Raw genomic sequence first — 210 nt, 5'->3', positions numbered from 1 at the left:
AGACAGTCACCCTGTCTGGTTTTTTTGTCGAATTTTATCATATTGGGTCATATCCGTCAGAGAGAAGGGCATTCTATAAGAAAAATGGAGGTGACCAGATTGCCTTTCTCAGACTATAAACCGGGTGATCAAGTATATGTGATTTATCGAAATCCACATGCAGCAAACGTAGCACTAATCAAAGAAGCAGAAATCGTTTCACATCCATAC

General features: G+C 39.5%; 1 protein-coding gene. It reads left to right on the top strand.

Features of this window, described 5'->3' with window-relative positions; translation table 11 throughout:
* Positions 1–84: 84 nt before the first annotated feature.
* On the top strand, positions 85–210 hold a 126-nt coding region (locus ACM615_RS24110), incomplete at its 3' end, for a transcriptional regulator SplA domain-containing protein (protein WP_431012664.1).

This window comes from Rahnella sp. PAMC25617, from assembly GCF_050606005.1.
Classification (GTDB): Bacteria; Pseudomonadota; Gammaproteobacteria; order Enterobacterales; family Enterobacteriaceae; genus Rahnella; species Rahnella variigena.
The sequence above is the reverse complement of the archived record's forward strand: the minus strand, read 5'-3'. Positions and strand labels throughout refer to the sequence as shown.